Raw genomic sequence first — 24,133 nt, 5'->3', positions numbered from 1 at the left:
TTCGGTATTTAGTTGGCCGGCCAGATACCGATAACGTATATAGCGTCGGGCTGGCATTTAACTTGCCTCGCTCCTCACGAACGTCAACACACTGGCGTCCCTTTATTTTCTGAGAAGCCAACCGCTAACGGCCATGACCGCTATCGAATCCGCCATTACCTGCGCCTTGTACCCGCCACGACTCGAGCTGGGTGCGCAGCTGACCCATGAACAACTGCTCGCCTCGATGCGATTGACCATGAGTCTCCACCAGGGCGGTCCGGTCTGGTTGTTCGCGTACGGTTCATTGATCTGGCGGCCGGAATGCACGGCGGTGGAGCGCGTGCGCGGTCGGGTCCATGGCTACCATCGCGGTTTATACCTGTGGTCCCACGAACATCGCGGCACTCCGGAGTTGCCAGGGTTGGTGTTCGGACTGGATCGCGGCGGTTCGTGCAGCGGTTTCGCCTACCGGCTGCCGGAGGAAAACCTCGAGGATTCGCTGTTCGCGTTGTGGCAGCGGGAAATGCCGGTGCCGTCCTATCGCCCGCACTGGCTCAGTTGCCGTCTCGAGGATGGCAGCCGGGTGCAAGCCTTGGGTTTTGTGTTGGAGCGACACCTGCCGAGCTATGCCGGCAACTTGCCGGACCACGTGCTGAGCCAGGTCTTTGAAAGCGCCTGTGGGCGTTACGGCACCACTCGCGATTATGTCGAGCAGACCGTCCACGCCCTGCGCAGCCACGCCATGCCAGACCGGAACCTGGAGGCGCGGCTCAAGCGCTGCCAATCAATGTGGGATCAGGCGACCGCTTCGCGGCTCTGACTGGCGATCTGCTTGTGCCACAAGGTTGGCGCAAGGAACGCCATCGCCAGCAGACAAGCGCCGACCAGCAGTACAAAACCGCCGTCCCAGCCGAAATGGTCGACGGTATAGCCCATGGCGGCGCTGGCCGCGACCGAACCACCCAGGTACCCGAACAGGCCGGTGAAACCGGCGGCGGTGCCGGCGGCTTTTTTCGGCGCCAGTTCCAATGCCTGCAAGCCGATCAGCATGACTGGGCCATAGATCAGGAAGCCGATGGATACCAGGGCAATCATATCGACGGTCGGGTTGCCGGCCGGGTTCAGCCAGTACACCAGGGTGGCCACGGTCACCAGGGCCATGAATACCATGCCGGTCAGGCCACGATTGCCACGGAAGATCTTGTCCGACATCCAGCCACACAGCAGCGTGCCGGGAATGCCCGCCCACTCGTAGAAGAAATAGGCCCAGGAGCTCTTGTCCACCGTGAAGCCCTTGGCTTCCTTCAGGTAGGTCGGTGCCCAGTCCAGCACCCCGTAGCGCAGCAGGTAGACGAAGACGTTAGCCATGGCGATGTACCAGAGCATCTTGTTGCGCAGCACGTACTTGACGAAAATTTCCTTGGCGCTGAATTCCTTTTCGTGGCTGTCGTCGTAGCCTTCCGGATAATCGTCCTTGTACTTCTCGATCGGCGGCAGGCCCACCGATTGCGGGGTGTCGCGCATGGTCGCGAAGGCAAACACCGCAACGGCAAGTGCTACGGTAGCGGGCACATAGAATGCCGCATGCCAGTCATTGAACCAGCCCATGCCCAGCAGGAACAACGGGCCGATAAGGCCGCCGCCGACGTTGTGCGCCACGTTCCACACCGACACCACGCCGCCGCGTTCCTTCTGCGACCACCAGTGCACCATGGTCCGTCCGCTCGGTGGCCAGCCCATGCCTTGTGCCCAGCCGTTGATGAACAGCAGGATGAACATGATCGTCACGCTGGACGTCGCCCAGGGCGCAAAACCGAAAATGAACATCACGCCGGCTGATACCAGCAAGCCGAATGGCAGGAAATAGCGGGGGTTCGAGCGGTCGGACACCAGGCCCATCAAGAACTTCGACAAGCCATAGGCAATCGCGATGGCCGACATGGCCAGGCCGAGTTGACCACGGGTGTAGCCCTCGTCGATGAGGTAGGGCATGGCCAGGGAGAAGTTTTTGCGCAGCAGGTAGTAACCGGCATAGCCGATGAAAATCCCCGCGAAGATCTGCCAGCGAAGGCGTCGGTAGGTGCTGTCTATTTTTTCTTCAGGCAGGGTTGCCTGATGTGCGGCGGGTCGAAAGAAAGCAAACATTCAAGTGCTCCAGAATTCTTGTTTTGACTGCGGATGCGAATGTTACAGTTTCGTTACCGAAAATAGCATTGGTTCGAATCAGCAAAACAGTGGAAATGCTGGATTTGGCATGTTCTTTTATGAACATGTCGCTCAGATATAAATGAAGGGCGTTGCGGGAATGGCGAAGCCGGGTCGTAGGGCTTCGACCCGGTACAGATGAAAGAGAATCGCAGCCAATCAGCGAACCTGCACCACCACCTTGCCGACCGCCTTGCGCTGCCCCAAGTCATTGATCGCCTGGGCGGCATCGTCCAGCGGGTAGACCTGCGACACCAGCGGCTTGAGCTTGCCTTCGGCGAACCAGCCGAACAGCTGCTGGAAGTTGGCGGCGTTGTCCTGGGGCTGGCGCTGGGCGAAGGAGCCCCAGAACACACCGACCACCGAGGCGCCCTTGAGCAAGGCCAGGTTCACCGGCAATTCGGGAATGCGCCCGCTGGCAAAGCCAACCACCAACAACCGGCCGTTCCAGGCGATGGCGCGCACGGCCTGGTCGAACAGGTCGCCGCCCACCGGGTCGTAGATGACATCGGCGCCCTGGCCGTCGGTGAGGCGCTTGATTTCGTCCTTCAGGCTGGTTTCGTTGTAGTTGATCAACTCGTCAGCACCGGCGGCCTTTGCCACGGCGAGTTTTTCCGCGCTGCTGGCGGCCGCGATGACTCGCGCACCCATGGCCTTGCCGATTTCCACCGCCGCCAGGCCGACCCCGCCGGAGGCACCGAGCACCAGCAGGGTTTCTCCGGGCTTCAGGTTGGCGCGCTGCTTGAGGGCGTGCATCGACGTGCCGTAGGTCATGCTGAACGCGGCCGCGGTGTTGAAATCCATGGCGGAGGGAATCGGCAGCACGTTGTAGCCCGGTACCGCTACTTGCTCGGCGAAGCTGCCCCAGCCGGTCAGGGCCATGACCCGATCACCAACTTTCAGGTGGCTGACCTTTTCCCCTACTTCGCTGATGACCCCGGCCGCTTCGCCACCCGGGGAAAACGGGAAGGGCGGCTTGAACTGGTATTTGCCCTCGATGATCAGCGTGTCAGGAAAATTCACCCCGGCGGCGTGCACATCCAGCAACACTTCATTCTTCTTTGCGACAGGGCTGGCGACGTCTTCCAGCACCAGCGATTCGGCGGGACCGAATTCTTTGCACAGCACGGCTTTCATCAGGGCTATTCCTTTGGGAGTGATGGCCGATAAGTGTAGGTGTGAGAGTCAACGGGTCAACGAGCATGCCCCGCCCTGATAGCCGGCCATAAGCTTGTGCTTGGACGGCGGGTCGGTATGCTGGGCCGCAAACCGGATGAGGAGTGGAATGTGAAAGCGTGGATGATGTTGATGCTGGCCCTGTCGCTGCCTGTGGCGGCGATGGCCGAAGAGAGCAAGGAAGGCGAGGCACCCAAGGTCAGTTACATCACGTTGAGCCCGCCGTTCGTGGGCAACTATGGGCTGGATGGTACGACCAAGCTGAAGGTCTACAAGGCTGACGTCGCCTTGCGCGTGACCGGCGATGCCGCCGCTGCGGCGGTGAAAGCGAACGAGCCGTTGATTCGCAACCAATTGGTCGCGCTGTTCGCTCAGCAGACGACCGAGACCATGAACAACCTTGAAGCCAAGGAAAAGCTGCGTCAGGAAGCGTTGAAGCAGACCCAGCAAGTGATGAACGACGAGACCGGCAAGCCGATGGTTGAGGATCTGTTGTTCAACAACCTGATCATTCAATAAGTCTTGTGGTAACCAGGCGGGCCCTTTCGCGAGCAGGCTCGCTTCCACAGTGGATGTGCAGTGAACAGTGAGCAACCGAGATTCCCTGTGGGAGCGGGCTTGCTCGCGATGGTGGCCTACCCGACAGCGAATCACTCAAGGCTTCAGAGCAACCACCGCCGCCCATTGCTCCGCCGTCACCGGCATCACTGACAGTCGCGAGCCTTTCTGCACCAGCGGCATTTCTGCCAGAGCGGTCTGTTGCTTGAGGTGGTCGAGCTTCAGGACGTGGCGAAACGTTTCGACATGGGCCACGTCGATCGCGGTCCAGGGGTTTTTCTCCGGGCTGGCCTTGGCGTCGAAGTAGTGGCTGTCAGGCTCCAGCGCCGTGGGATCGGGGTAGGCGGCCTTGATGATTTTTCCGGTGCCCGCGATGCCAGGCTCCGGGCAGCTGGAGTGATAGAAAAAAAATAAATCGCCTTCTGCCATGGCGCGCAGGAAATTGCGTGCCTGATAGTTGCGAACTCCGTCCCAGCGAGCTTGGCCGAGCTTTTCCAAGTCCTGGATGGACAATTCGTCGGGCTCGGATTTCATCAGCCAATAAGCCATGATTTCTACTCCTGGGCGATATAGTTAAAAATAGTTCAGCGATTTTATGACAAACCGACAGTCGGTTGACGCCAGAGTTTGCGTGTGGGTCCGGGTTATCGCAAAATGCCGGCCTTCCAAGCTTGACGCTGCTGCACGGCCAATAAGAAAACCGCTGCTGTCATCGTGTGTGATATGCCTTGAGGGGGGCAATCGATGAAACGCAAACCGGATTTGTTGTGGATACTGGTCATTCTGTTCGGCCTGGGTGTCGTGACCACGGGTTACGCCCAGAGCTTGTGGAGCAGCAAGAACGATGTTCCGATGAACATCGCCCAGCCTGCCCCATCGCTCAAGCGCTGAGCGCTTTCTTTCAGGCGCCGCTGATTCCGGTGGCGCCTATCATGCGATGTACCAACGCCTGTCGCTGACTGTTCCTTGCAGCGGCACGTCCCAGCTTGCCTGTACCAATCGCTCGACCCGTTGGCATTCGTGGGCCAGCCCCAGCAAGGTCGGCTTGCGCCATTGTTTGCGGCGCGACAGATACGCCAGGCTGCGATCGTAGAATCCCCCGCCCATGCCCAGCCGACCCCCGGCATCGTCAAACCCGACCAGCGGCAACAGCACCAGGTCCAACGTCCAGACCTTGCGTTGCCGGGCTATATTCTTGCGTGGTTCCGGGATGCGAAAGCGATTGGGCTGCATCTTCTCGCCGGGATGGATTCGCTGGAAAACCATTTTCGTCTGCGGCCATGGGCTGAGCACCGGCAGGTAAGTCGCCTTGCCCCGACGCTGGGCCGCGCGCAGTAGCAGGCGTGGATCGATCTCGCCGTCGTTGGGCAGGTACAGGGCGATGTGTCGCGCGCGGCGAAACAGCGGGTGCTGGGCCAGTTGCCTGTAGAGGCCTTGGGCGGCGTCCCGTTGCTGGGCCGGGGTCAGGGAGCGACGCGCCTGGCGCAGCAGGCGGCGAAGTTGCGGGCGGGTCGGCAACGCAGGTTCGGTCATATCGAGGTTTCCGAGGCGGTGGCATCGAAACAGCGTAACCGCAAACAACGGCGCCAGAAATGCCAAACGCCAGAAACGACAATGCCAGTCATGATGACTGGCATTGTTTCGAGAATCAGGCTCCCCGGATGAACCGCTGTCGGCTTAGCCCTTGAACCCGAAAGTTCAAGGTGGAAGTTGCAGGAGGCGTTAAGGCTTTCCGTCAAGCGGACATGCACACCGGCCCCAACGTGCAACCCCCGTGGTTGTGCGTATCGGCTCAGGGACATCACCAACTGGCAAGCACCCCAGGGAGTGACGCAAGTATACCCCAGGCAGCCTCGCGAATCAGCCCTTGCTGACGTCCGGATCGGTGGCCAGTACCAAATCCACTCGATCCAGTAGGTCGCGGACTTGTTCGCGGGTCGAGCCGCTGACCTGTACGTCCGGCGTATCCTGGCGGTGCAGCAGGTCGTGGGTGATGTTCAAGGCGGCCATCACGGCGATGCGATCGGCGCCGATGACTTTGCCGCTGCTGCGGATCTCGCGCATCTTGCCGTCCAGGTAACGGGCGGCACTCACCAGGTTGCTACGCTCTTCCTGGGGGCAGATGATCGAATATTCTTTATCGAGGATCTGCACGGTAACGCTATTGCTTGAACTTATGAGTCTTGCTCCAGGGCCTTGAGGCGCGAAATCATCGATTCGACCTTACGCCGGGCGATTTCGTTTTTTTCAATGAGGTGCGCGCGTTCCTCGCGCCAGGTTTTTTCCTGAGCTAATAGGAGTCCGTTTTGGCTCTTAAGTTGCTCGACCCGTTCAATTAGCAGCTCGAGTCTGGCCATCAGCGCTTGCAGGTCGGTGTCTTCCATTGTGTCCACTGAAGATTGTGTCTGATGGGGGATAAAGGTCGCACAGCCTTTAATGGTCTTGGCGAGTCTGTCGATGTAGGATACAAGGCCTCCATTCTAGACATAGCGCCGTCTGGCGCCTAGCTGCCCATGCCCATTCAGAATTCCCCGTATCAAGCGTTCGCCACCCTGCTGAGCACCAGCGGTCATCCTGTCTCGCCCGCCGAACTCCACGGCCTGTTGCTTGGCCGCAGCTGCGCCGGCGCCGGCTTCGAGGCCGACGGCTGGTTGGCCGACGCCGCCGAGCTGCTCGAAGGCGAGCCGGCGGACAACGTGCGTAATGCGCTCATCGGCCTGCAGGAAATGGTCAAGGGCGAGCTGACCAGCGATGACATGACCGTCGTCCTGCTGCTGCCGACTGACGATGCGCCGCTGAGCGAGCGCGCCGCTGCGCTGGGCCAGTGGTGCCAGGGCTTTCTCGCCGGTTTCGGCCTGACCCGCCGCGAATACGCCCTGAGCGATGAAGCGAAGGAAGTCCTGCAAGACCTGGCGGCGATCTCCCAGGTACAGGATGCCCTGGAAGAGTCCGACGACGGCGAAAGCGACTATATGGAAGTGATGGAGTACCTGCGGGTCGCGCCTCTGCTCCTGTTCACCGAGACCAAGAAGACCGCTGAACCGGCCGCCAAACCGTCCTTGCACTGATCGCTTGAAAGGGAACACCGTCTGCCCATGATTCATATCCCGAAGTCGGAATACAGCCGTCGCCGCAAGGCCCTGATGGCGCAGATGGAGCCCAACAGTATCGCAATCCTGCCCGCCGCCGCCGTTGCGATCCGCAACCGCGACGTCGAGCATGTCTATCGCCAGGACAGTGATTTCCAATACCTGAGCGGCTTTCCCGAGCCGCAGGCCGTCATCGTGTTGATGCCCGGCCGGGCCCATGGCGAATACATCCTCTTCTGCCGCGAGCGCAATGCCGAGCGGGAAATGTGGGATGGCCTGCGTGCCGGCCAGGAGGGAGCGATCCGTGACTATGGCGCCGACGACGCGTTCCCCATCACCGACATCGACGACATCCTGCCGGGGCTGATCGAAGGCCGCGACCGGGTGTACTCGGCCATGGGCAGCAACCCGGAGTTCGACCGGCACCTGATGGAGTGGATCAACGTGATCCGCTCCAAGGCCCACCTCGGTGCCCAGCCGCCGAACGAATTCGTTGCCCTGGATCATCTGCTGCACGACATGCGCCTGTATAAATCGGCGGCGGAAGTGAAAGTGATGCGCGAAGCGGCGCGGATCTCCGCCCAGGCGCATATCCGGGCGATGCAGGCGGCGCGGCCTGGGCTGTATGAGTATAGCCTGGAAGCCGAACTCGATTATGAGTTTCGCAAGGGCGGGGCAAAGATGCCGGCGTACGGTTCCATCGTCGCGGCGGGGCGCAACAGCTGCATTTTGCATTACCAGCAAAATGATGCCGTGCTCAAGGATGGCGACCTGGTGTTGATCGATGCCGGGTGCGAAATCGATTGTTATGCCAGCGATATCACCCGCACCTGGCCGGTCAGCGGGAAGTTTTCTGCCGAGCAGAAGGCGATCTACGAAGTGGTGCTGGCGGCCCAGGAAGCCGCATTTGCGCAAATCGCGCCGAACAAACATTGGAACCAGGCCCACGAGGCGACCGTCAGGGTAATTACCGAGGGGCTGGTCCGCCTGGGGCTGCTGGAAGGCGAAGTGGACGAACTGATCGCAAGCGAAGCCCACCGGGCGTTCTACATGCACCGCGCCGGCCACTGGCTGGGAATGGATGTACACGATGTGGGCGAATACCGCGTGGGTGGCGAGTGGCGAGTGCTGGAGGTCGGAATGACTTTGACCATCGAGCCGGGCATCTACATTGCCCCGGACAATCGCGGCGTAGCGAAGAAATGGCGCGGCATTGGCGTGCGCATCGAGGATGACGTGGTAGTGACCAAGACCGGTTGTGAAATCCTGACCCGCGGCGTACCGAAGACGGTCGCCGAAATCGAGGCCTTGATGGCCGCCGCACGGACTCAAGCGGCATGAACCGGGTCAACGTTGCAATCATCGGTGGCGGCCTGGTCGGCGCGAGCCTGGCGCTGGCGCTGCAAGCCGGTGCCAAGGCACGGGGTTGGAAGATCATGCTGATCGAGCCCTTCGCTCCCGGTGACGCCTGGCAGCCGAGCTACGATGCGCGCTCGTCGGCGCTTTCGTTCGGCGCGCGGCAAATTTATCAACGCTTGGGCCTGTGGCAGGAAGTTTCCCGCCGGGCCGAGCCGATCAAGCAGATCCACGTGTCCGACCGCGGGCGGTTTTCGACGGCGCGGTTGTCGGCAATGGAGGAGGGCGTGCCGGCCCTTGGCTACGTCGTGGAGAATGCCTGGCTCGGCCAATGCCTGTGGCAAGGCTTGGACAAGGATGTCGTCAGTTGGCGCTGCCCCGCGCAGGTCGCTCGGATGGAGCCGCAAATCGCGGGCTATCGCCTGACGCTGGACGACGAAACTGTTGTGGAATGCGACCTCGCGGTATTGGCCGACGGCGGTCGCTCCGGCCTGCGGGAGCAGATGGGGGTCGGGGTGCGCAATCGTCCCTACGACCAGAGCGCCTTGATTGCCAACATCACGCCCAGCGAAGCGCACAACGGCATGGCTTTCGAGCGCTTCACCGATGACGGCCCGATGGCGTTGTTGCCGCTGCCGGAAAATCGCTGTGCATTGGTCTGGACTCGCCAGGGCATGGATGCGCAACGACTCGCGGCCCTTGACGAGCGCAGCTTCCTCAGTGAATTGCAGAATGTGTTCGGCTATCGCCTGGGCACGCTGAAGCAAGTAGGCGCGCGTCATCTTTATCCATTGGCGCTGGTGGAAGCCGAGGAACAGGTGCGTCCGCACCTGGCCATCCTGGGCAATGCTGCCCACAGCTTGCATCCGATTGCCGGGCAAGGCTTCAACCTGTCCCTGCGTGACGCCCAGGCCTTGGCCGATACCTTGCTTGAGAGCGACAGCACGCCCGGCGACTTCACCGTATTGCAAGCCTATCGCGAGCGTCAGCGGATGGATCAGGCCTTGACCGTGGGCTTCTCCGACCGGGTGACGCGGCTGTTCAGCAGCGATCTGCCGCTGGTGTCCCTGGGCCGTAATCTCGGCCTGCTGGGCCTGGACCTGCTGCCGCCCGCCAAGCGCTGGTTCGCCCGTCAGGCCATGGGTTTGGGAACACGCCCTGATGCTTGATACGGATCATTCCTTTCACCGGCGGCTGATGTCGCCAGCAACACAGGCTTAAAGCATGGAATTGCGTGCAGATCTGTTGATTGTCGGTGCCGGCATGGTCGGCAGCGCCCTGGCGCTGGCGTTGCAGGGCAGTGGCCTGCAAGTGCTGCTGCTCGACGGCAGCCCGATGAGCGTCAAGCCCTTTGATGCCCAGGCCGCATTCGAGCCACGGGTCAGTGCCCTGTCGGCAGCCAGCCAACGGATCCTCGAACGCCTGGGTGTCTGGGACGGGATCACCGGCCGACGGGCCAGCCCATACACCGACATGCACGTCTGGGATGGCAGCGGCACTGGGCAGATTCACTTTTCCGCCGCCAGTCTGCATGCCGACGTGCTGGGGCATATCGTTGAAAACCGCGTCGTCCAGGACGCGCTGCTGGACCGACTGCACGATTGTGATTTAGGCCTGCTTGCCAACGCGCGCCTGGAGCAGATGCGCCGCTCAGGTGATGACTGGCTACTGACGCTGGCCGACGGCCGTACCTTGCGCGCGCCGCTGGTGATTGCCGCCGACGGCGCGAATTCAGCCGTGCGTCGCCTGACCGGGGTGGCCACGCGGGAGTGGGATTACCTGCACCACGCTATTGTCACCAGCGTGCGTAGCGCCCGTCCTCATCGGACGACGGCTTGGCAGCGTTTCACCGACAACGGCCCGCTGGCGTTTCTGCCACTGGCCCGCGAGGGTCAGGAAGACTGGTGTTCGATCGTCTGGTCCACCACTCCCGATGAAGCGCAGCGCTTGATGGCTCTTGATGACACTGTGTTTTGCAACGAGCTGGAGCGTGCCTTCGAAGGCCAGCTCGGCACGGTACTGAGCGCCGACCCGCGCCTGTGCGTGCCACTGCGCCAGCGCCATGCCAAGCGCTATGTGGCCGAAGGGCTGGCACTGATCGGTGATGCGGCCCACACCATCCATCCGCTGGCCGGGCAGGGCGTGAACCTGGGCTTGCTGGATGCCGCCGTGCTGGCCGAAGTGCTGCTGCAAGCGGCCGGGCGTGGCGAACGCTTGGCTGACGTGAAGGTATTGAGCCGCTACGAGCGCCGCCGCATGCCCCATAACCTGGCGTTGATGGCGGCGATGGAAGGTTTCGAGCGGTTGTTCCAGGCTGATCCGTTGCCGGTTCGCTGGTTGCGCAACGCCGGTCTGAAGTTGGTGGACCGCCTGCCTGAAGCCAAGGCGTTGTTCGTGCGCGAGGCGCTGGGGTTGACCGGGGATTTGCCGGAACTGGCCAGGGCCTGAGAGGTGTGTCGGGGCTCATGACCTCATCGCGAGCAGGCTCGCTCCCACAGGGTTATGTGAAAGCAAGTCAATGTGGGAGCGAGCCTGCTCGCGATGAGGCCGGAACCGCTACCTCGACCCCACCGTTGCAACATTTGGAAACGTGTCTGCCCACTGTTCGATTGTGGTGCTAAATGTGAGTCCTTATCATTTGCGCTCTGTTCACAATCGAGAGATCGCCACCATGTCGGCCACAAAACGCCTGCTGTCCGCCCTCGCCTTGGCCCTGATTGGCACTACCACGGCCCAGGCCGCCGATGAGGTGGTGGTCTATTCCTCGCGCATCGATGAATTGATCAAACCGGTTTTCGACGCGTATACCAAGAAGACCGGCGTAGCGGTGAAGTTCATTACCGACAAGGAAGCGCCGTTGATGCAGCGGATCAAGGCCGAAGGTGAAAACGCCACCGCCGACCTGTTGCTCACCGTGGACGCCGGGAACCTCTGGCAGGCCGAGCAGATGGGGATCCTGCAGCCCTTCACCTCGTCGGTCATCGACGCCAACATCCCGCCTCAATATCGCGCGTCCTCCCATGCCTGGACTGGCCTGAGCCTGCGGGCGCGGACAATCGCCTATTCCACTGACCGGGTCAAGCCGGGTGAGTTGACCACTTATGAGGCGCTGGCGGGCAAGGAGTGGGAAGGCCGCCTGTGCCTGCGGACGTCGAAGAAAGTCTACAACCAGTCCCTGACCGCGACGCTGATCGAAACCCACGGCGCGGAAAAAACCGAGGAAATCCTCAAGGGTTGGGTCAAGAACCTCTCCACCGACGTGTTCTCCGACGACACTGCGCTGCTTGAAGCGATCAATGCCGGCCAGTGTGATGTCGGCATCGTCAACACCTATTACTACGGTCGCCTGCACCAGCAGAAGCCGGACCTGAAGGTCAAGTTGTTCTGGCCGAACCAGGCCGATCGGGGCGTGCACATCAACCTCTCGGGCATCGGCCTGACCAAGCACGCGCCGCACCCGGAAGCCGCGAAGAAGTTGGTGGAATGGATGACCACGCCTGAAGCGCAAAGCATCTTTGCTGACGTGAACCAGGAGTTTCCGGCGAATCCAAAAGTGGAACCCTCCAAGGAAGTCGCTGCCTGGGGCAAGTTCAAGGCCGATACCTTGCCAGTGGAAGTGGCCGGTAAGCGCCAGGCCGAAGCCATCCGCATGATGGACCGTGCTGGCTGGAATTGAGACGGGATCGCTCAGTCCATCGATGAAGTGTGGCGAGGGAGCTTGCTCCCGCGGGATCGGGCTGGCGCTCCAGGGCGAAGCCCTCCCCAACTATCGACCGGGTCTATCTGACGGGGCATGATCCGGATCGTTAGGGCTACTTCGTAGCCCAGCGGGAGCAAGCTCCCTTGCCACATGAGCCCTTTGTCAGTAATGACGCGAACGAGAACTTTCCTTGACCCACCCCGCCCAACGCCGCTGGTATCCCCTGGTCTTCGCCGTCGCTGCGCTAGTCTTGTTGCCCTTGAGCGTGCTGCTGCTGTCCTGGCAGAGCATTGATCTACAAATCTGGTCCCATTTGTGGGACACCCAGATGCCACGCCTGTTGGGTAACACCCTCACGCTGATCTTTGGTGTGGGTGTCGGGGTGACGCTGCTGGGCGTGAGCCTGGCCTGGCTCACGAGCCTTTGCGAATTTCCCGGCCGTCGATGGCTCGACTGGGCGCTGATGCTGCCGTTCGCGGTGCCTGCCTATGTATTGGCATTTGTCTTCGTAGGCCTGCTGGACTTTGCCGGTCCGGTGCAAACGTTGCTGCGCGAATGGTTTGGCAGTGGCCTGCGCCTGCCTCGGGTGCGTTCCACTGGCGGTGTGATCCTGGTGCTGGTCCTGGTGTTCTACCCCTATGTCTACCTGCTGGCGCGAAGCGCTTTCCTGGCGCAAGGCAAGGGCCTGATGGAAGCGGCGCGGGTGCTCGGGCAATCGCCTTGGCAGGCGTTCTGGCGTGTGGCGCTGCCGATGGCCAGGCCGGCAATCGGCGCCGGCGTGGCGCTGGCGCTGATGGAAACCCTGGCGGACTTCGGTGCGGTATCAGTGTTCAACTTCGACACCTTCACCACGGCCATCTACAAGACCTGGTACGGGTTTTTCAGCCTTTCCAGCGCAGCCCAGCTGGCCAGTCTCCTGTTGTTGACGGTCATGGTGGTCCTCTACGGCGAACGCCGCGCCCGGGGCGCCCAGCGGGCCGGCAACGAGCGACCGCGAGCCCAGGCGCTATACCACTTGCGAGGACTCAAGGCGGTGGCGGCCAGCGGCTGGTGCCTACTGGTTTTCGCCTGTGCGTTTGTCATTCCGCTCATGCAATTGGTGGTCTGGTTTTGGCAGCGCGGTCGTTTCGACCTGGATGAGCGTTACGCCGGGTTGATTCTCCATACCCTCTATCTGGGCGGACTCGCGGCACTTGTCACGGTTTGCGTCGCCTTGCTGCTTGCCTTCGCTCGACGTCTGGCGCCGACCCGGTCGATCCGCGCCGGGGTCGGTCTGGCGAATCTGGGCTACGCCTTGCCCGGTTCGGTGCTGGCGGTATCGATCATGCTTGCGTTCAGTTATCTGGATCGCGAGCTGGTCATCCCGCTGTCGACACTGCTCGGAGGCGCGGGCAAGCCGTTGCTGCTGGGCAGTTTGTCGGCACTGTTGCTGGCGTACCTGGTGCGTTTCCTGGCCGTGGCCTATGGCCCGTTGGAAAGCAGCCTGGCGCGTATTCGCCCGTCGTTGCCCGAAGCCGCACGAAGTCTCGGGGTGAGTGGGCCGCGACTGTTTTTCAAAGTGTATCTGCCGTTGCTGCTTCCTGGCACCCTGAGCGCCGCGCTGCTGGTATTCGTCGATGTGCTCAAGGAAATGCCGGCGACTTTGCTGATGCGCCCGTTTGGCTGGGACACGCTGGCGGTACGGATCTTTGAAATGACCAGCGAAGGGGAGTGGGCGCGGGCCGCCCTACCGGCGCTGAGCCTGGTGCTGGTGGGGCTGCTGCCAGTCATCGGATTGATACGGCGTTCGGCCCATCGACGCGTTCTGAGTGAATAGAGCACACGCCTAGGTGCCAGCCTTGGATCATGCGGATACAATGCGCGGCATTCGGTGCGGTCCGTCTGTCGGACCGGGTAGCTAGGAGCGTCGGAAAATTCTTTTTTCAGGCGTTCGGGCTGTGGCAGTACCCATCCGCACCTTCGCCAAGCCCGGAAGGAGAAACCCATGGGACAGCGTACGCCTCTGTATGACCTTCATCTCGCCCTCGGCGCGAAAATGGTCGATTTTGGCGGTTGGGATATGCCCTTGCACTATGGATCGCAAGTTGAAGAGCACCATCAGGTGCGTCGCGACTGCGGTGTGTTCGATGTATCCCACATGACCGTGATCGATGTAGCCGGCCCCCAGGCCAAAGCCTGGCTGCAGCGCCTGCTGGCCAACGACGTCGATCGCTTGCAGGACACTGGTCGCGCGTTGTACAGCGCGATGCTCAACGAGCGCGGCGGCATTGTCGACGACATGATCATCTATCGTGTCGAGGACGGTTACCGGTTGGTGTTCAACGCCTCGACACGCGACCAGGACCTGGCCTGGATGCAAGCGCAACTCGGCGATTACGCAGTGCAGCTGCACGAGCGTGCCGAACTGGCGATGCTGGCTATCCAAGGCCCCCAGGCCCGGCACAAGATTGCCGAGCTGGTTACGCAACCACGCGGCCAGTTGATCCAGCAACTCAAGCCCTTCGAAGGTCGCGCCGACGGTGATTGGTTCATTGCCCGTACCGGCTATACCGGAGAAGACGGCCTGGAAATTGTCCTGCCGGCCCGTGAGGCCCCGAGTTTCTTCAACGACCTGGTGGGTGCCGGTATTCCTCCCATCGGACTCGGCGCCCGCGATACCTTGCGCCTGGAAGCCGGCATGAACCTCTACGGCCAGGACATCCACCAGGATATTTCACCGTTGGCCTCGAACATGGCCTGGAGCATTGCCTGGGAACCGGCGAGCCGTCAGTTCATCGGTCGCGCTGCGCTGGAGGCTGAACTTGCCGCCGGCGTGCAGCACAAACTGGTGGGGTTGGTGCTGGAAGAGCGCGGTGTATTGCGCGCTCACCAAGTGGTCCGTATCGCCAATGTTGGCGAAGGAGAGATCACCAGTGGTAGTTTTTCTCCTACGCTTAGCAAGTCGATTGCCCTGGCACGCGTTCCGATGGCTACCGCCGACCGTGCCGAGGTGGAAATTCGTGGCAAGTGGTACCCGGTACGAGTGGTCAAGCCGACCTTCGTCCGCCATGGCAAAACCCTGATCTGATTTTTTACGGCGGGCCGCCGGCCGCTGACACTTTTTCTTGAGGACACAGAATTATGAGCGATATCCCTGCCGAACTGCGTTTTGCCGAAAGCCACGAGTGGGCACGCCTGGAAGCCGACGGTACCGTCACCGTGGGCATCAGCGACCATGCACAGGAAGCGTTGGGCGACGTGGTGTTTGTCGAGCTGACTGAAGTCGGTAAAGTTTTTGCTGCAGGCGATCAAGCCGGCGTGGTGGAATCGGTCAAGGCCGCTTCCGATATCTATGCCCCTGTTTCGGGAGAAGTGATTGCAATCAACGAAGAGCTGGGTGGTTCACCAGAGCTGCTGAACTCTGATCCGTACGGCGCCTGGATTTTCAAGCTCAAGCCAAGCGACGAGGCCGAGCTGGACAAGTTGCTTGATGCGGCCGGCTACAAAGCTGCAATCGGCGAATAACCCGGACCTGGCTAGAGCTCACCGGGCCAAAAATGCCGCTCAACTGAGCGGCATTTTTTATGAGAGTGCACCGCAGTTCTGATTTGTGTCTCAGATCAGAACGCCATCCGTGCCTCGACGTAGAGGTTCTGTTCGCGCAATTTGCCCTTGAGCTGTTCGTCCCGAGCGTTGATGCGATTGGCAAAGGTGTTGTAACCGGTTTCGATATCGCCCATGTCAACGTAGCGATAACCAGTGCCAAGGGTGAGTTGCTGGCTGAGCTTGATATCCGCCCCTACGCCCAGTGCATAGGCGAAGTTGTTCTGGCTGTTGTTTGCGAATCGTCGCGAAGGGTTGGACTGGTAACCCTCGGAATCGATAAACGCCACACCCAGGCCAGCCATGGCGTACAGCGAAAAATGTTGGTTAAGCGGGAAGTTTTTGTACCCGTTGATCATCAAGCGGCTGGACGAAACTTGCATATTGTTGACGTTGGCATCGAACGGCGCCCAATGACTCTTGAACTCCGAATTCTGTTTGAGTGAATACTCGGTTTCCAGCCGCCAGTTGCCTTCGAATCCATAGCCAACCGCTACAGATCCGCCAACGTCTTTGTTGCTGGTCGGGCTGACAACACGATTGTTGACCCTGGGACTGGTAAGGAGGGCATCGGAAAGATCTTGCTGCACGCTCAGGATTTTTATCGAGCCGTATAGGCCCTCGGCATGTGACGTGGTGCTAAGTGTGGCGGTGATCAGCAGCAACGAAAGGCATGGCTTGTTCATGAGTATCGGTTCGCATTGTGGGGAATGTTCGAATCGATAGAGTTTGCGGTGCCAGCCTCGCACGTTTGTATCAGAGCCTTCCTCCGCGGGCCGGTGAACTTTCATCGTAGCGGCGGGGTTGTTGGCCGGTTCGATGTAGGAAAGAAGCTCAGCAGTTGTTTGCCCATAAAAAATGCCGCTCGATCGAGCGGCATTTTTCATGGGGCGGGAATCACTCCTGGGCGATGGCGTTCTTCGCCAGGATCGCGTTGGCCAGTTCCATGTCGGTGGCTTGCAGGCCAGGGTTGTCAGCACGGACTTTCTGCATGGCCGCTTCCAGGTAAGGGCCACGAATGCCGCCGTCACTGGCGACGAAGCTGCCGGCGTCGTCCTGGGCGGCGACGATCAGCTTGTTATCCTTGAAGGTCAGGTAGGTGGAACCGGTGGTTGCGCCGGACGAAATGACGTTACGCCAAAACGTGTCGGCCATTGCCGAGCCCACGGGGAGAGAAAGCAAGGCCAGGGTCGCGACAGCAAGTTTGAGACGCATGATAGGTGACTCCACAGGGTTAACTATGACGTTGGATTACGGTTGCCCCGGTTCAGTTCCATAGCACGTCAGTCAGCCCTTTCCACTGTCAATACCGTACCTTCCTGTGCCACCACCCTGACCCGCGTGCCAATGGACAGGTCGGGGCCCTTCGCCAACCAGACGCCGTCGGCCACCCTGATCTTGCCGCGCCCATCGACAATCGCCTCGTGGACCTGGAACACCTTGCCGATCAGCTCCTGCCCGCGCAGGTTCAGGTGCGGCTGGTCGCTTTGGCGGATGGCGCTGCGCTGGCGTCGCCACCAATACAGGGCTGTCGCGATAGCGAACAGGCCGAACAGCAGGAACTGGATCTCCCACACCAATTGCGGCAGGACGAACGTCAGCACGCCGACCGCTGCGGCGGCCATGCCAATCCACAGCAGGTATCCGCCCGCGCCGAACACCTCCAGTATCAACAGGATGACGCCCAGCGCCAGCCAGTCCCAATAAGACAATTGCTGCAGGAACAGCCACATACGCGCCTCAGGCTTTCTTGTTGTCGAAGGTGGCCTTGACGATTTCGCCAATGCCGCCCACCGCACCGATGACCTGGCTGGCTTCCAGCGGCATCAGAATCACCTTGCTGTTGTTGGCCGAGGCCAACTGCCCCAGCGCATCGATGTATTTTTGCGCAACGAAGTAGTTCACGGCCTGTACGTTACCGTCGGCGATTGCCTGGGACACCACCTGGGTGGCAAGGGCTTCGGCTTGCGCCTGGCGTTCACGTGCCTCGGATTCAAGGAACGCGGCCTGGCGGCTGCCCTCGGCTTCGAGGATCTGGGCCTGTTTCTTGCCCTCGGCGGTAAGAATCGCCGACGCTCGCAGCCCCTCGGCTTCCAGGATCTGTGCACGCTTGATACGTTCGGCTTTCATCTGCCCCGACATGGCGGCCATCAGGTCGGCCGGCGGGCTGATGTCCTTGATCTCGATCCGCGTGATCTTGATGCCCCACGGCGCCGTGGCTTCGTCGACCGTGCGCAGCAACTTCTCGTTGATACCGTCGCGCTGGCTCAACATGGCGTCCAGTTCCATGGAGCCCAGCACCGTGCGGATGTTGGTCTGCAACAGGTTGCGGATGGCGTGTTCGAGGTTGTTGACCTCGTAGGCGGCCTGGGCGGTATTGACCACCTGGAAGAAGCACACGGCGTCGATCTGCACTGTAGCGTTGTCGGCGGTGATGACTTCCTGGGGCGGGATGTCCAGCACGCTTTCCATGACGTTGATCTTGCGCCCGATGCGGTCCATCACGGGAATGATGATGTTCAGGCCAGGCTTGAGCGTATTGGTATAGCGGCCGAACCGCTCGACCGTCCATTGATAACCCTGGGGCACCACCTTGAACCCCATGAACAGGATGGCGACCACGAGGCCGATGAAGAGTAGAAGCACGCTGCCGATCTGCATGACGGTTCCCTGTACGAATTGAATGGATCTGCTAACCCTGAGTGTAGGGCAAGCGGCCATTATCTTCGCTACGGTCCGTTCCGGTATGTCTGTGGGACGTTTCCGGTCCCTGAGCCGGACCGCGCCTACTTCTGCTCGCTCTGTGGTGTCACTCGTAATACTTCCTCGACCGTGGTCAAGCCCGCCGCCACCTTTTGCGCGCCCGAGAGTCGCAAGCTTCGCATGCCTTCCTTGAACGCCTGGCGGCGCACGGCAAGCAGGTCGGTGTCGGGATGGATCAAGGCTCTGACGCTGTCGCTCAGTTGCATGATCTCGTACACCCCGGCGCGACCGCGATAACCGGTGTCACGGCATTCCGAGCAACCCACGGCCTGCTGGGCATTGGTGGGCAACGGCGCCTGCCAGGGACGCGTCAGGGTTTGCCAGTCGTCTTCGTCCAGGGTCAGGGGAGCCTTGCAATGCGGGCACAATGTTCGCACCAGGCGCTGGGCCATGACGCCGAGCACCGTCGCTTTGATCAGGTAATGCGGCACGCCGAGTTCGAGCAGCCGGCTGATGGCGCTCGGTGCATCGTTGGTGTGCAGGGTCGAGAGCACGAGGTGCCCGGTGAGCGCTGCCTGGATCGCCATTTCAGCGGTTTCGAGGTCGCGGATCTCGCCGATCATGATGATGTCCGGGTCTTGCCGCATCAATGCGCGTACCCCCGCGGCAAACGACAGGTCGATGTTGTGCTGGACCTGCATCTGGTTGAATGACGCCTCGACCATTTCAATCGGATCTTCGATGGTGCAGAGATTCACTTCAGGCGTCGCCAGTTTCTTCAGCGTGGTGTACAGGGTCGTGGTCTTGCCAGACCCGGTGGGGCCCGTGACCAGGATGATGCCGTTGGGCTGGCGAGTCATGTCCTGCCAGCGGCGCAGGTCGTCGACAGAGAAGCCGAGCTGGTCGAAATCCTTGAGCAGCACTTCCGGGTCGAAGATCCGCATGACCATTTTCTCGCCGAACGCGGTCGGCAAGGTCGACAGTCGCAACTCCACCTCGCCGCCGTCCGGGGTCTTGGTCTTCACGCGGCCGTCCTGGGGCTTGCGCTTTTCGGCAACGTTCATCCGGCCCAGGCTCTTGAGCCGGCTGATGATGGCCATCGTCACCTGTGGCGGAAATTGATAGACGGTGTGCAGCACGCCGTCGATGCGGAAGCGCACGGTGCCTTGCTCGCGGCGCGGTTCGATATGGATATCGCTGGCCCGTTGCTGGAAGGCGTATTGGAACAGCCAGTCGACGATATTGACGATATGCGCGTCGTTGGCATCCGGCTCCTGATCGCTGGCGCCCAGGTTGAGCAGTTGTTCGAAGTTGGTCAGATTGCTGGGTTGCTGGTCGACCGTGGTCGCGCCGCTGACCGACTTGGCCAGTCGATAGAACTCCACGCTCAGGCGCTGGATGTCCACAGGGTTGGCCACCACGCGCTTGACCGGCAACTTCAGTACGTGGGTCAGGTCCGCTTCCCAGCTGCTGACATAGGGCTGGGCGCTGGCGACCGTCACGGCGTCCCGGTCCACCGCTACCGCGAGAATCTTGTGGCGTTGCGCAAAGGCGTAGGACATCAGCGGCGTAACGGCCGCGACGTTGATCTTCAATGGGTCGATGCGCATGTAGGGCTGGTCGGCCTGCTGGGCCAGCCACAACGTCAGGTTTTCCAGGTCCAGGCGCTTGCCGGGACGGCTGAGGTCGTCGAGATGCTGGTTGGCGATGAACTCCAGTGGATGCAGCTGGCTGTTGGCGTTATGGCGCCGGCGGGCATTGAGCGCAGTCTCGGCAGAGTCCTGGCTGATGAGGCCTTGGGCAACCAGTTGGCGCAGCAGGTCGTTGAGGTCCAGCCAGCGGTCCTGAGTGGCGTGTTTGGTGGACATGGGCGTTCGGGTTCCTATTGGACAATTGCAGCAAAGCCGCGATACAGACGCTTCGGCGTCGTGGCTCGTTCTGCAAAAGAATAGTCCCGACCCTGCGGACCGTTGGGCCACTACCCGACCAATGCGTTTCCAATTCTTGCCTGGAGGCCCTCAACCTGCCGCCAGCATCGGCTCGGCGCGCGCGATATCAGCGTCTTGCAAGTCGACTGAACAGACGCTTATCAGGTTACGCAATTTTTCAGCGATGACTTGGGCGCGGTGCCAGCTCAGCCCGGTCAGGAGGCATTCCATCGAGAGCAATTCGTCGAGACGTTCGATGCGTGCGGTTTCCAGAACAAGGCCCTGCAAGGCGAACAGGTTGAGCACCCGGCAGGGCAGGTCCGCCTCGGCTTCCCCGAGCAAATGAAAGCGGGCGCGACAATAGGGATTGGCGGTGTGCCAGACGTCGGCGCGGAGCGCGGCGGTGCCGGGGGCTTGCAAAGAGGGCATGGCATTTCTCCTGAGATTGGAGAGAAATCTTTGCATGGGATTGGGGGTATTTCTTATCTAAAATAAGCTTATTCGCCAACCTGGCGAATTGGATAAACCATGTGATGGCCTTATCGGGGATTTTTTATGCAAAGCGAGCTGGACGGGTTTGATCGCAAGATATTGGCCTTGTTGCAGGACGACGCTTCGCTCTCCAGCGCGCAGATCGCCGAACGGGTAGGTTTGTCCCAATCGCCATGCTGGCGGCGGATTCAGCGGATGAAGGAAGAAGGGATCATTCGCGGGCAGGTGACGTTGCTGGATCGTAAGAAAATCGGCCTGAACACGCAGATCTTCGCCGAAATCAAACTCAACGCCCATGGACGCTCGAATTTTACCGAGTTCACGGAGGCGATCCGCGGCTTTCCGGAAGTGTTGGAATGCTACGTGCTGATGGGGTCGGTGGATTTCTTGCTGCGCATTGTCACGGCGGACATCGAGGCCTACGAGCGCTTCTTTTTCGAGAAGCTGTCGATGGTGCCGGGGATCCAGGAAGTGAATTCGATCGTGGCGCTGTCGGAGATCAAGTCGACGACGAGTTTGCCGGTGGTGCGCTGAGCTTGTTTTTGCGATGTTTGGGCTGGCCTCATCGCGAGCAAGCTCGCTCCCACAGTTGATCTTCAGCGGCCACAAGATCTGTGTGCAACGCTGGACCCCTGTGGGAGCGAGCTTGCTCCGGGCGGCGATCCGACGATGGCGATCTTACAGGCGCAACAAAGTCTTCCAGGCCCGATTCTGATACACCGCGATCGCCTGTTGCTTGCGCGCGTCCAGGAGTTCGTCGGTGATCGGTTCGTTGGCCAGCTGCGCCAGCTTGTTCAGCTCACCGTAGAGTCGGTCCATTTCAGGGATTTCCAGCACCTGGCGGGCGTGATGCAGCCAGGCCTGGATGCGTTCGATGCGCGGCAGTTGTTCGGCGAGGTCTTCCGGCTGCTGTTGGTAGCGTTGCAGTTGCAGCGACGAAGCTTCTTCGCCCAGCAGCCGTGGCAGCCAACTGCCCAGTTGCGCCGCGCCCTGGCGATTGCCCCGGGTGTTGCGGTCGGCGGCCCAGCTGCGGGCCAGCAGCCAGCGTGACGCTTGGAGAGAGAAGAGGCCCCAACGCGGGTCCTGCAGCTCCTCGAGGAATTGCTCCGGCGCGGCCTTGCGCACGTCTTCGTCTTCGATGCCGGCCTGAACCAGTGGACGCCAGTCCTCCAGCAGCGCGTCCAGGGCCACCCGCAGGTCGTGGGTCGACTGGCGCGGCGCGGCCTGGCCGAGGCTGCTGAGCAGGGCACGCAGTTCGGCGAGGTTTTCCACCCAGTCTTGCAGCAGGCGCCAATGGCCGTTGAAACGGTACTGCTCGGCCAGGCGCTGGCTGCTCCCTAGCAGGTGCCAGCTCAATGCGGCGAAGGCGTCGTCCAGCGGCGTTTCAGCGGTCAATTGCGGGGCCGGAAGGCTCAGGGCATAACTGCTCGCATCATGCAGGCGATAGCCGCGTTCGGCCTTGCTGATGTCGCACGGCATCAAGGGCAGGGTCACGGCCAGTTCGGCGGCCAGTTCCAGCAAGGCGGCGGGTTCGCCTTCGCGCAGTTCAAGTTCCAGCTCGCAGATTTCTTCCTTCTGCTTGCCCACCACGACGTGGCCCAGGTCCAGGGCGGCTTCGATGACCACTTTGCTCTTGCCACGGCCCCAGGCGATTTCGGCGCGTTCGCGAACGAAGTCGGTGGTGAAGATCGCTTTGAGGGTTTTTTTGTCCAGGTCAGCCAGCGCCTCGGGCCAGCATTCGCCGTCGAGTTTCTTCAGATCGAGCTTGGCCTTGGGCAGGTGCCAATCGTATTCGTTGCGCTCGGATAGGCCAGCGATGCTCTGGCCCCGCGTCTTGAGGGTCTGGATCACTGCTTCGCCATCGCGACGCAGGCGCAGGGCGACCTTGGCCCGAGCCAGGTCGCGCTCTGGTGTGTCGAAGTACTGGTTCATCAGTTCGTGGCGTTCCCAGCCACTCTTGTTGCGTTTTTTCAACAGCGGATGCTCACGCAACGCTGCCAGGGTCTCGCGGCTGACGCGGAGTTTGATTTCGGTTTCTTTCTGCATGGCCGGAAAATCCAGGGATCGGGTGCGCAGCCGGGGGAAGGTGTGGCTGCCAAGGCCGTGCAGTGTACAGGACTCGTCGAGCCTACGCGCCGAACGGTTCCATCCTTGCGCTCGATGGCTCTATGATGGACTTCAATTTGCAAGTCCGGAGCCAGCGATGCCTTTGCCGTCCATGAAAGACCAATTCGCTGCCCTGATCGCTGCACCGTCGGTCAGCTGCACCCAGCCCGCGCTGGATCAGTCCAACGGCACCGTCATCGAACTGCTGGCGGGCTGGCTCTCCGAGCTTGGGTTTCGCTGCGACATCCAACAGGTCAGCCCGGGCAAGTTCAACCTTTTGGCCAGTTTCGGCACGGGCCCTGGCGGGCTGGTACTGGCCGGCCACAGTGACACGGTGCCGTTCGACGGCGCGTTATGGCAGACCGATCCGCTGAAGCTCACCGAAATCGATGGGCGTTGGGTGGGCCTGGGCAGTTGCGACATGAAAGGCTTCTTCGCCCTGGCCATCGAGGCGGTCAGGCCGCTGCTGGACCAACCGTTCAAGCAACCGTTGCTGATCCTCGCCACCTGCGATGAAGAGAGCTCCATGGCCGGCGCCCGGGCCCTGGCGGATGCCGGTCGTCCGTTGGGCCGCGCTGCGGTGATCGGCGAGCCCACCGGCCTGCGACCGATTCGCCTGCACAAGGGCGTGATGATGGAGCGCATCGACATCCTCGGGCGCAGCGGCCATTCATCCGACCCAAGCCTGGGCCACAGCGCCCTCGAGGCCATGCACGACGCCATGGGCGAACTGCGCGGTTTGCGCCTGCAATGGCAGCGTGAATTCCGTAATCCACAATTCACCGTGCCGCAACCGACGCTGAATTTCGGCTGCATCCACGGCGGTGACAATCCCAATCGAATTTGTGGGCAATGTTCCATGGAGTTCGACTTGCGCCCCCTTCCGGGCATGGACCCTGAAGTGCTGCGGGCGGCGATCCGGCAGAAGCTCGACCCCATTGCCGAGCGGCATAAGGTCAAGATCGACTACGCTCCGTTGTTCCCTGAAGTCCCTCCATTCGTGCAGCCCGAAGACTGCGCATTGGTGCGCGTAGCCGAGCGGCTGACCGGTTATCGCGCCGAAGCAGTGGCGTTCGGCACCGAAGCGCCTTATCTTCAGCGCCTTGGCTGCGAAACCCTGGTGCTGGGCCCTGGCGATATCGCCTGCGCTCATCAGCCGGGCGAGTACCTTGAAATGTCACGTTTGCAACCTACCGTGCAATTGCTCCGTCAGTTGATCGGTCATTACTGCCTGACGCCGACCACGGCCGATTAAA

At 61.2% G+C, this 24,133-nt stretch carries 26 protein-coding genes and 1 other RNA gene; 13 read left to right on the top strand and 14 right to left on the bottom strand.

The window, feature by feature from the left end; translation table 11 throughout:
* Positions 1-133: 133 nt before the first annotated feature.
* Complete coding sequence (locus J3Q04_RS24335) at positions 134-802, top strand: gamma-glutamylcyclotransferase (protein WP_420765112.1); 669 nt, start codon at positions 134-136, stop codon at positions 800-802.
* Here J3Q04_RS24335 and glpT read toward each other — a convergent pair.
* Together glpT and J3Q04_RS24325 are read right to left on the bottom strand one after the other, a co-directional pair.
* Positions 778-2,127 carry a glycerol-3-phosphate transporter gene (glpT, locus tag J3Q04_RS24330; RefSeq protein WP_434561697.1) on the bottom strand — a complete coding sequence of 450 codons (1,350 nt, stop codon included), beginning with the start codon at positions 2,125-2,127 and terminating at the stop codon, positions 778-780. The genes J3Q04_RS24335 and glpT overlap by 25 nt on opposite strands.
* Positions 2,128-2,346: 219 nt before the next feature.
* Positions 2,347-3,324, bottom strand: coding sequence for an NADPH:quinone oxidoreductase family protein (locus J3Q04_RS24325; protein WP_420765110.1), 978 nt, complete (start codon positions 3,322-3,324; stop codon positions 2,347-2,349).
* Positions 3,325-3,474: 150 nt separating this feature from the next.
* Here J3Q04_RS24325 and J3Q04_RS24320 point away from each other — a divergent pair, with 150 nt between their 5' ends.
* Complete coding sequence (locus J3Q04_RS24320; RefSeq protein ID WP_420765109.1) at positions 3,475-3,882, top strand: flagellar basal body-associated protein FliL; 408 nt, start codon at positions 3,475-3,477, stop codon at positions 3,880-3,882.
* A 135-nt stretch (positions 3,883-4,017) separates the two neighbouring features.
* Here J3Q04_RS24320 and J3Q04_RS24315 read toward each other — a convergent pair whose 3' ends face one another.
* Positions 4,018-4,470: an EVE domain-containing protein gene (locus J3Q04_RS24315; protein ID WP_434608942.1), complete on the bottom strand. Its 453-nt coding sequence runs from the start codon at positions 4,468-4,470 to the stop codon at positions 4,018-4,020.
* Positions 4,471-4,665: 195 nt separating this feature from the next.
* Between J3Q04_RS24315 and J3Q04_RS24310 the strand changes: the two genes are divergently transcribed.
* Positions 4,666-4,812, top strand: coding sequence for a hypothetical protein (locus tag J3Q04_RS24310; RefSeq protein ID WP_420765107.1), 147 nt, complete (start codon positions 4,666-4,668; stop codon positions 4,810-4,812).
* A gap of 39 nt (positions 4,813-4,851) precedes the next feature.
* Here J3Q04_RS24310 and J3Q04_RS24305 read toward each other — a convergent pair whose 3' ends face one another.
* The 4 genes from J3Q04_RS24305 to J3Q04_RS24290 form a co-directional block, all read right to left on the bottom strand.
* Positions 4,852-5,454: a 5-formyltetrahydrofolate cyclo-ligase gene (locus tag J3Q04_RS24305; protein ID WP_420765106.1), complete on the bottom strand. Its 603-nt coding sequence runs from the start codon at positions 5,452-5,454 to the stop codon at positions 4,852-4,854.
* A 117-nt stretch (positions 5,455-5,571) separates the two neighbouring features.
* Positions 5,572-5,751: non-coding RNA, 6S RNA (gene ssrS / locus J3Q04_RS24300), on the bottom strand.
* A 30-nt stretch (positions 5,752-5,781) separates the two neighbouring features.
* Complete coding sequence (locus J3Q04_RS24295; protein ID WP_039590276.1) at positions 5,782-6,099, bottom strand: cell division protein ZapA; 318 nt, start codon at positions 6,097-6,099, stop codon at positions 5,782-5,784.
* Positions 6,096-6,305 carry a TIGR02449 family protein gene (locus J3Q04_RS24290; protein ID WP_030138125.1) on the bottom strand — a complete coding sequence of 70 codons (210 nt, stop codon included), beginning with the start codon at positions 6,303-6,305 and terminating at the stop codon, positions 6,096-6,098. Before J3Q04_RS24290 ends, J3Q04_RS24295 begins: the two co-directional genes overlap by 4 nt.
* Positions 6,306-6,434: 129 nt before the next feature.
* On the opposite strand from J3Q04_RS24290, the gene J3Q04_RS24285 reads away from it, so the two are divergent.
* The 8 genes from J3Q04_RS24285 to gcvH all read left to right on the top strand — a co-directional run bounded on the left by J3Q04_RS24285 (position 6,435) and on the right by gcvH (position 15,570).
* The gene (locus J3Q04_RS24285; protein WP_420765105.1) at positions 6,435-6,989 is read left to right on the top strand and encodes a YecA family protein; all 555 of its coding nucleotides are present in this window, start codon (positions 6,435-6,437) and stop codon (positions 6,987-6,989) included.
* Positions 6,990-7,016: 27 nt separating this feature from the next.
* Positions 7,017-8,351, top strand: coding sequence for a Xaa-Pro aminopeptidase (gene pepP / locus J3Q04_RS24280; RefSeq protein WP_434608946.1), 1,335 nt, complete (start codon positions 7,017-7,019; stop codon positions 8,349-8,351).
* The gene (gene ubiH, locus J3Q04_RS24275) at positions 8,348-9,535 is read left to right on the top strand and encodes a 2-octaprenyl-6-methoxyphenyl hydroxylase (RefSeq protein ID WP_434561703.1); all 1,188 of its coding nucleotides are present in this window, start codon (positions 8,348-8,350) and stop codon (positions 9,533-9,535) included. Before pepP ends, ubiH begins: the two co-directional genes overlap by 4 nt.
* A 61-nt stretch (positions 9,536-9,596) precedes the next feature.
* On the top strand, positions 9,597-10,814 hold the full coding sequence (locus J3Q04_RS24270; RefSeq protein WP_434564068.1) for a 2-octaprenyl-3-methyl-6-methoxy-1,4-benzoquinol hydroxylase: 1,218 nt from the start codon (positions 9,597-9,599) through the stop codon (positions 10,812-10,814).
* Positions 10,815-11,037: 223 nt separating this feature from the next.
* Positions 11,038-12,042, top strand: coding sequence for an extracellular solute-binding protein (locus J3Q04_RS24265; protein ID WP_420765102.1), 1,005 nt, complete (start codon positions 11,038-11,040; stop codon positions 12,040-12,042).
* Between the two features lie 214 nt (positions 12,043-12,256).
* Positions 12,257-13,882: an ABC transporter permease gene (locus tag J3Q04_RS24260; protein ID WP_420765101.1), complete on the top strand. Its 1,626-nt coding sequence runs from the start codon at positions 12,257-12,259 to the stop codon at positions 13,880-13,882.
* Between the two features lie 168 nt (positions 13,883-14,050).
* Positions 14,051-15,133, top strand: a complete 1,083-nt coding sequence (gcvT, locus tag J3Q04_RS24255) for a glycine cleavage system aminomethyltransferase GcvT (protein ID WP_434608950.1) — start codon at positions 14,051-14,053, stop codon at positions 15,131-15,133.
* Positions 15,134-15,186: 53 nt separating this feature from the next.
* Positions 15,187-15,570 carry a glycine cleavage system protein GcvH gene (gcvH, locus tag J3Q04_RS24250; RefSeq protein ID WP_434561707.1) on the top strand — a complete coding sequence of 128 codons (384 nt, stop codon included), beginning with the start codon at positions 15,187-15,189 and terminating at the stop codon, positions 15,568-15,570.
* A gap of 95 nt (positions 15,571-15,665) precedes the next feature.
* Here gcvH and J3Q04_RS24245 read toward each other — a convergent pair whose 3' ends face one another.
* From J3Q04_RS24245 to J3Q04_RS24220, 6 genes are all read right to left on the bottom strand, one after another.
* Positions 15,666-16,334, bottom strand: a complete 669-nt coding sequence (locus J3Q04_RS24245; RefSeq protein WP_434608952.1) for an outer membrane protein — start codon at positions 16,332-16,334, stop codon at positions 15,666-15,668.
* Between the two features lie 211 nt (positions 16,335-16,545).
* On the bottom strand, positions 16,546-16,863 hold the full coding sequence (locus J3Q04_RS24240) for a DUF2388 domain-containing protein (RefSeq protein WP_186633889.1): 318 nt from the start codon (positions 16,861-16,863) through the stop codon (positions 16,546-16,548).
* Positions 16,864-16,931: 68 nt separating this feature from the next.
* Entirely contained in the window at positions 16,932-17,381 is a 450-nt protein-coding gene (locus tag J3Q04_RS24235; protein ID WP_434561713.1) for an NfeD family protein, read from the bottom strand.
* A 7-nt stretch (positions 17,382-17,388) separates the two neighbouring features.
* Positions 17,389-18,309 carry an SPFH domain-containing protein gene (locus tag J3Q04_RS24230; RefSeq protein ID WP_434561715.1) on the bottom strand — a complete coding sequence of 307 codons (921 nt, stop codon included), beginning with the start codon at positions 18,307-18,309 and terminating at the stop codon, positions 17,389-17,391.
* 125 nt (positions 18,310-18,434) lie between these two features.
* A complete protein-coding gene (locus tag J3Q04_RS24225) occupies positions 18,435-20,219 on the bottom strand; it encodes a GspE/PulE family protein (protein WP_434608956.1) in 1,785 nt (594 codons plus the stop codon).
* Between the two features lie 150 nt (positions 20,220-20,369).
* Positions 20,370-20,708, bottom strand: coding sequence for a hypothetical protein (locus tag J3Q04_RS24220; protein WP_434608958.1), 339 nt, complete (start codon positions 20,706-20,708; stop codon positions 20,370-20,372).
* A 126-nt stretch (positions 20,709-20,834) separates the two neighbouring features.
* Here J3Q04_RS24220 and J3Q04_RS24215 point away from each other — a divergent pair, with 126 nt between their 5' ends.
* Positions 20,835-21,305 (top strand): Lrp/AsnC family transcriptional regulator, encoded by a 471-nt coding sequence (locus J3Q04_RS24215; RefSeq protein WP_434608961.1) that lies wholly within the window; start codon positions 20,835-20,837, stop codon positions 21,303-21,305.
* A gap of 144 nt (positions 21,306-21,449) precedes the next feature.
* On the opposite strand, the gene J3Q04_RS24210 is transcribed toward J3Q04_RS24215, so the two are convergent.
* Positions 21,450-22,817, bottom strand: coding sequence for an inorganic triphosphatase (locus J3Q04_RS24210; RefSeq protein WP_434608963.1), 1,368 nt, complete (start codon positions 22,815-22,817; stop codon positions 21,450-21,452).
* A 157-nt stretch (positions 22,818-22,974) separates the two neighbouring features.
* Here J3Q04_RS24210 and argE point away from each other — a divergent pair, with 157 nt between their 5' ends.
* Entirely contained in the window at positions 22,975-24,132 is a 1,158-nt protein-coding gene (gene argE / locus J3Q04_RS24205; RefSeq protein ID WP_434608965.1) for an acetylornithine deacetylase, read from the top strand.
* Position 24,133: the final 1 nt, after the last annotated feature.

This window comes from Pseudomonas sp. D4-21 (assembly GCF_051132125.1).
Lineage (GTDB): Bacteria > Pseudomonadota > Gammaproteobacteria > Pseudomonadales > Pseudomonadaceae > Aquipseudomonas.
Note: the sequence above shows the minus strand (reverse complement) of the source record. Positions and strands in the feature narration are given on the sequence as shown.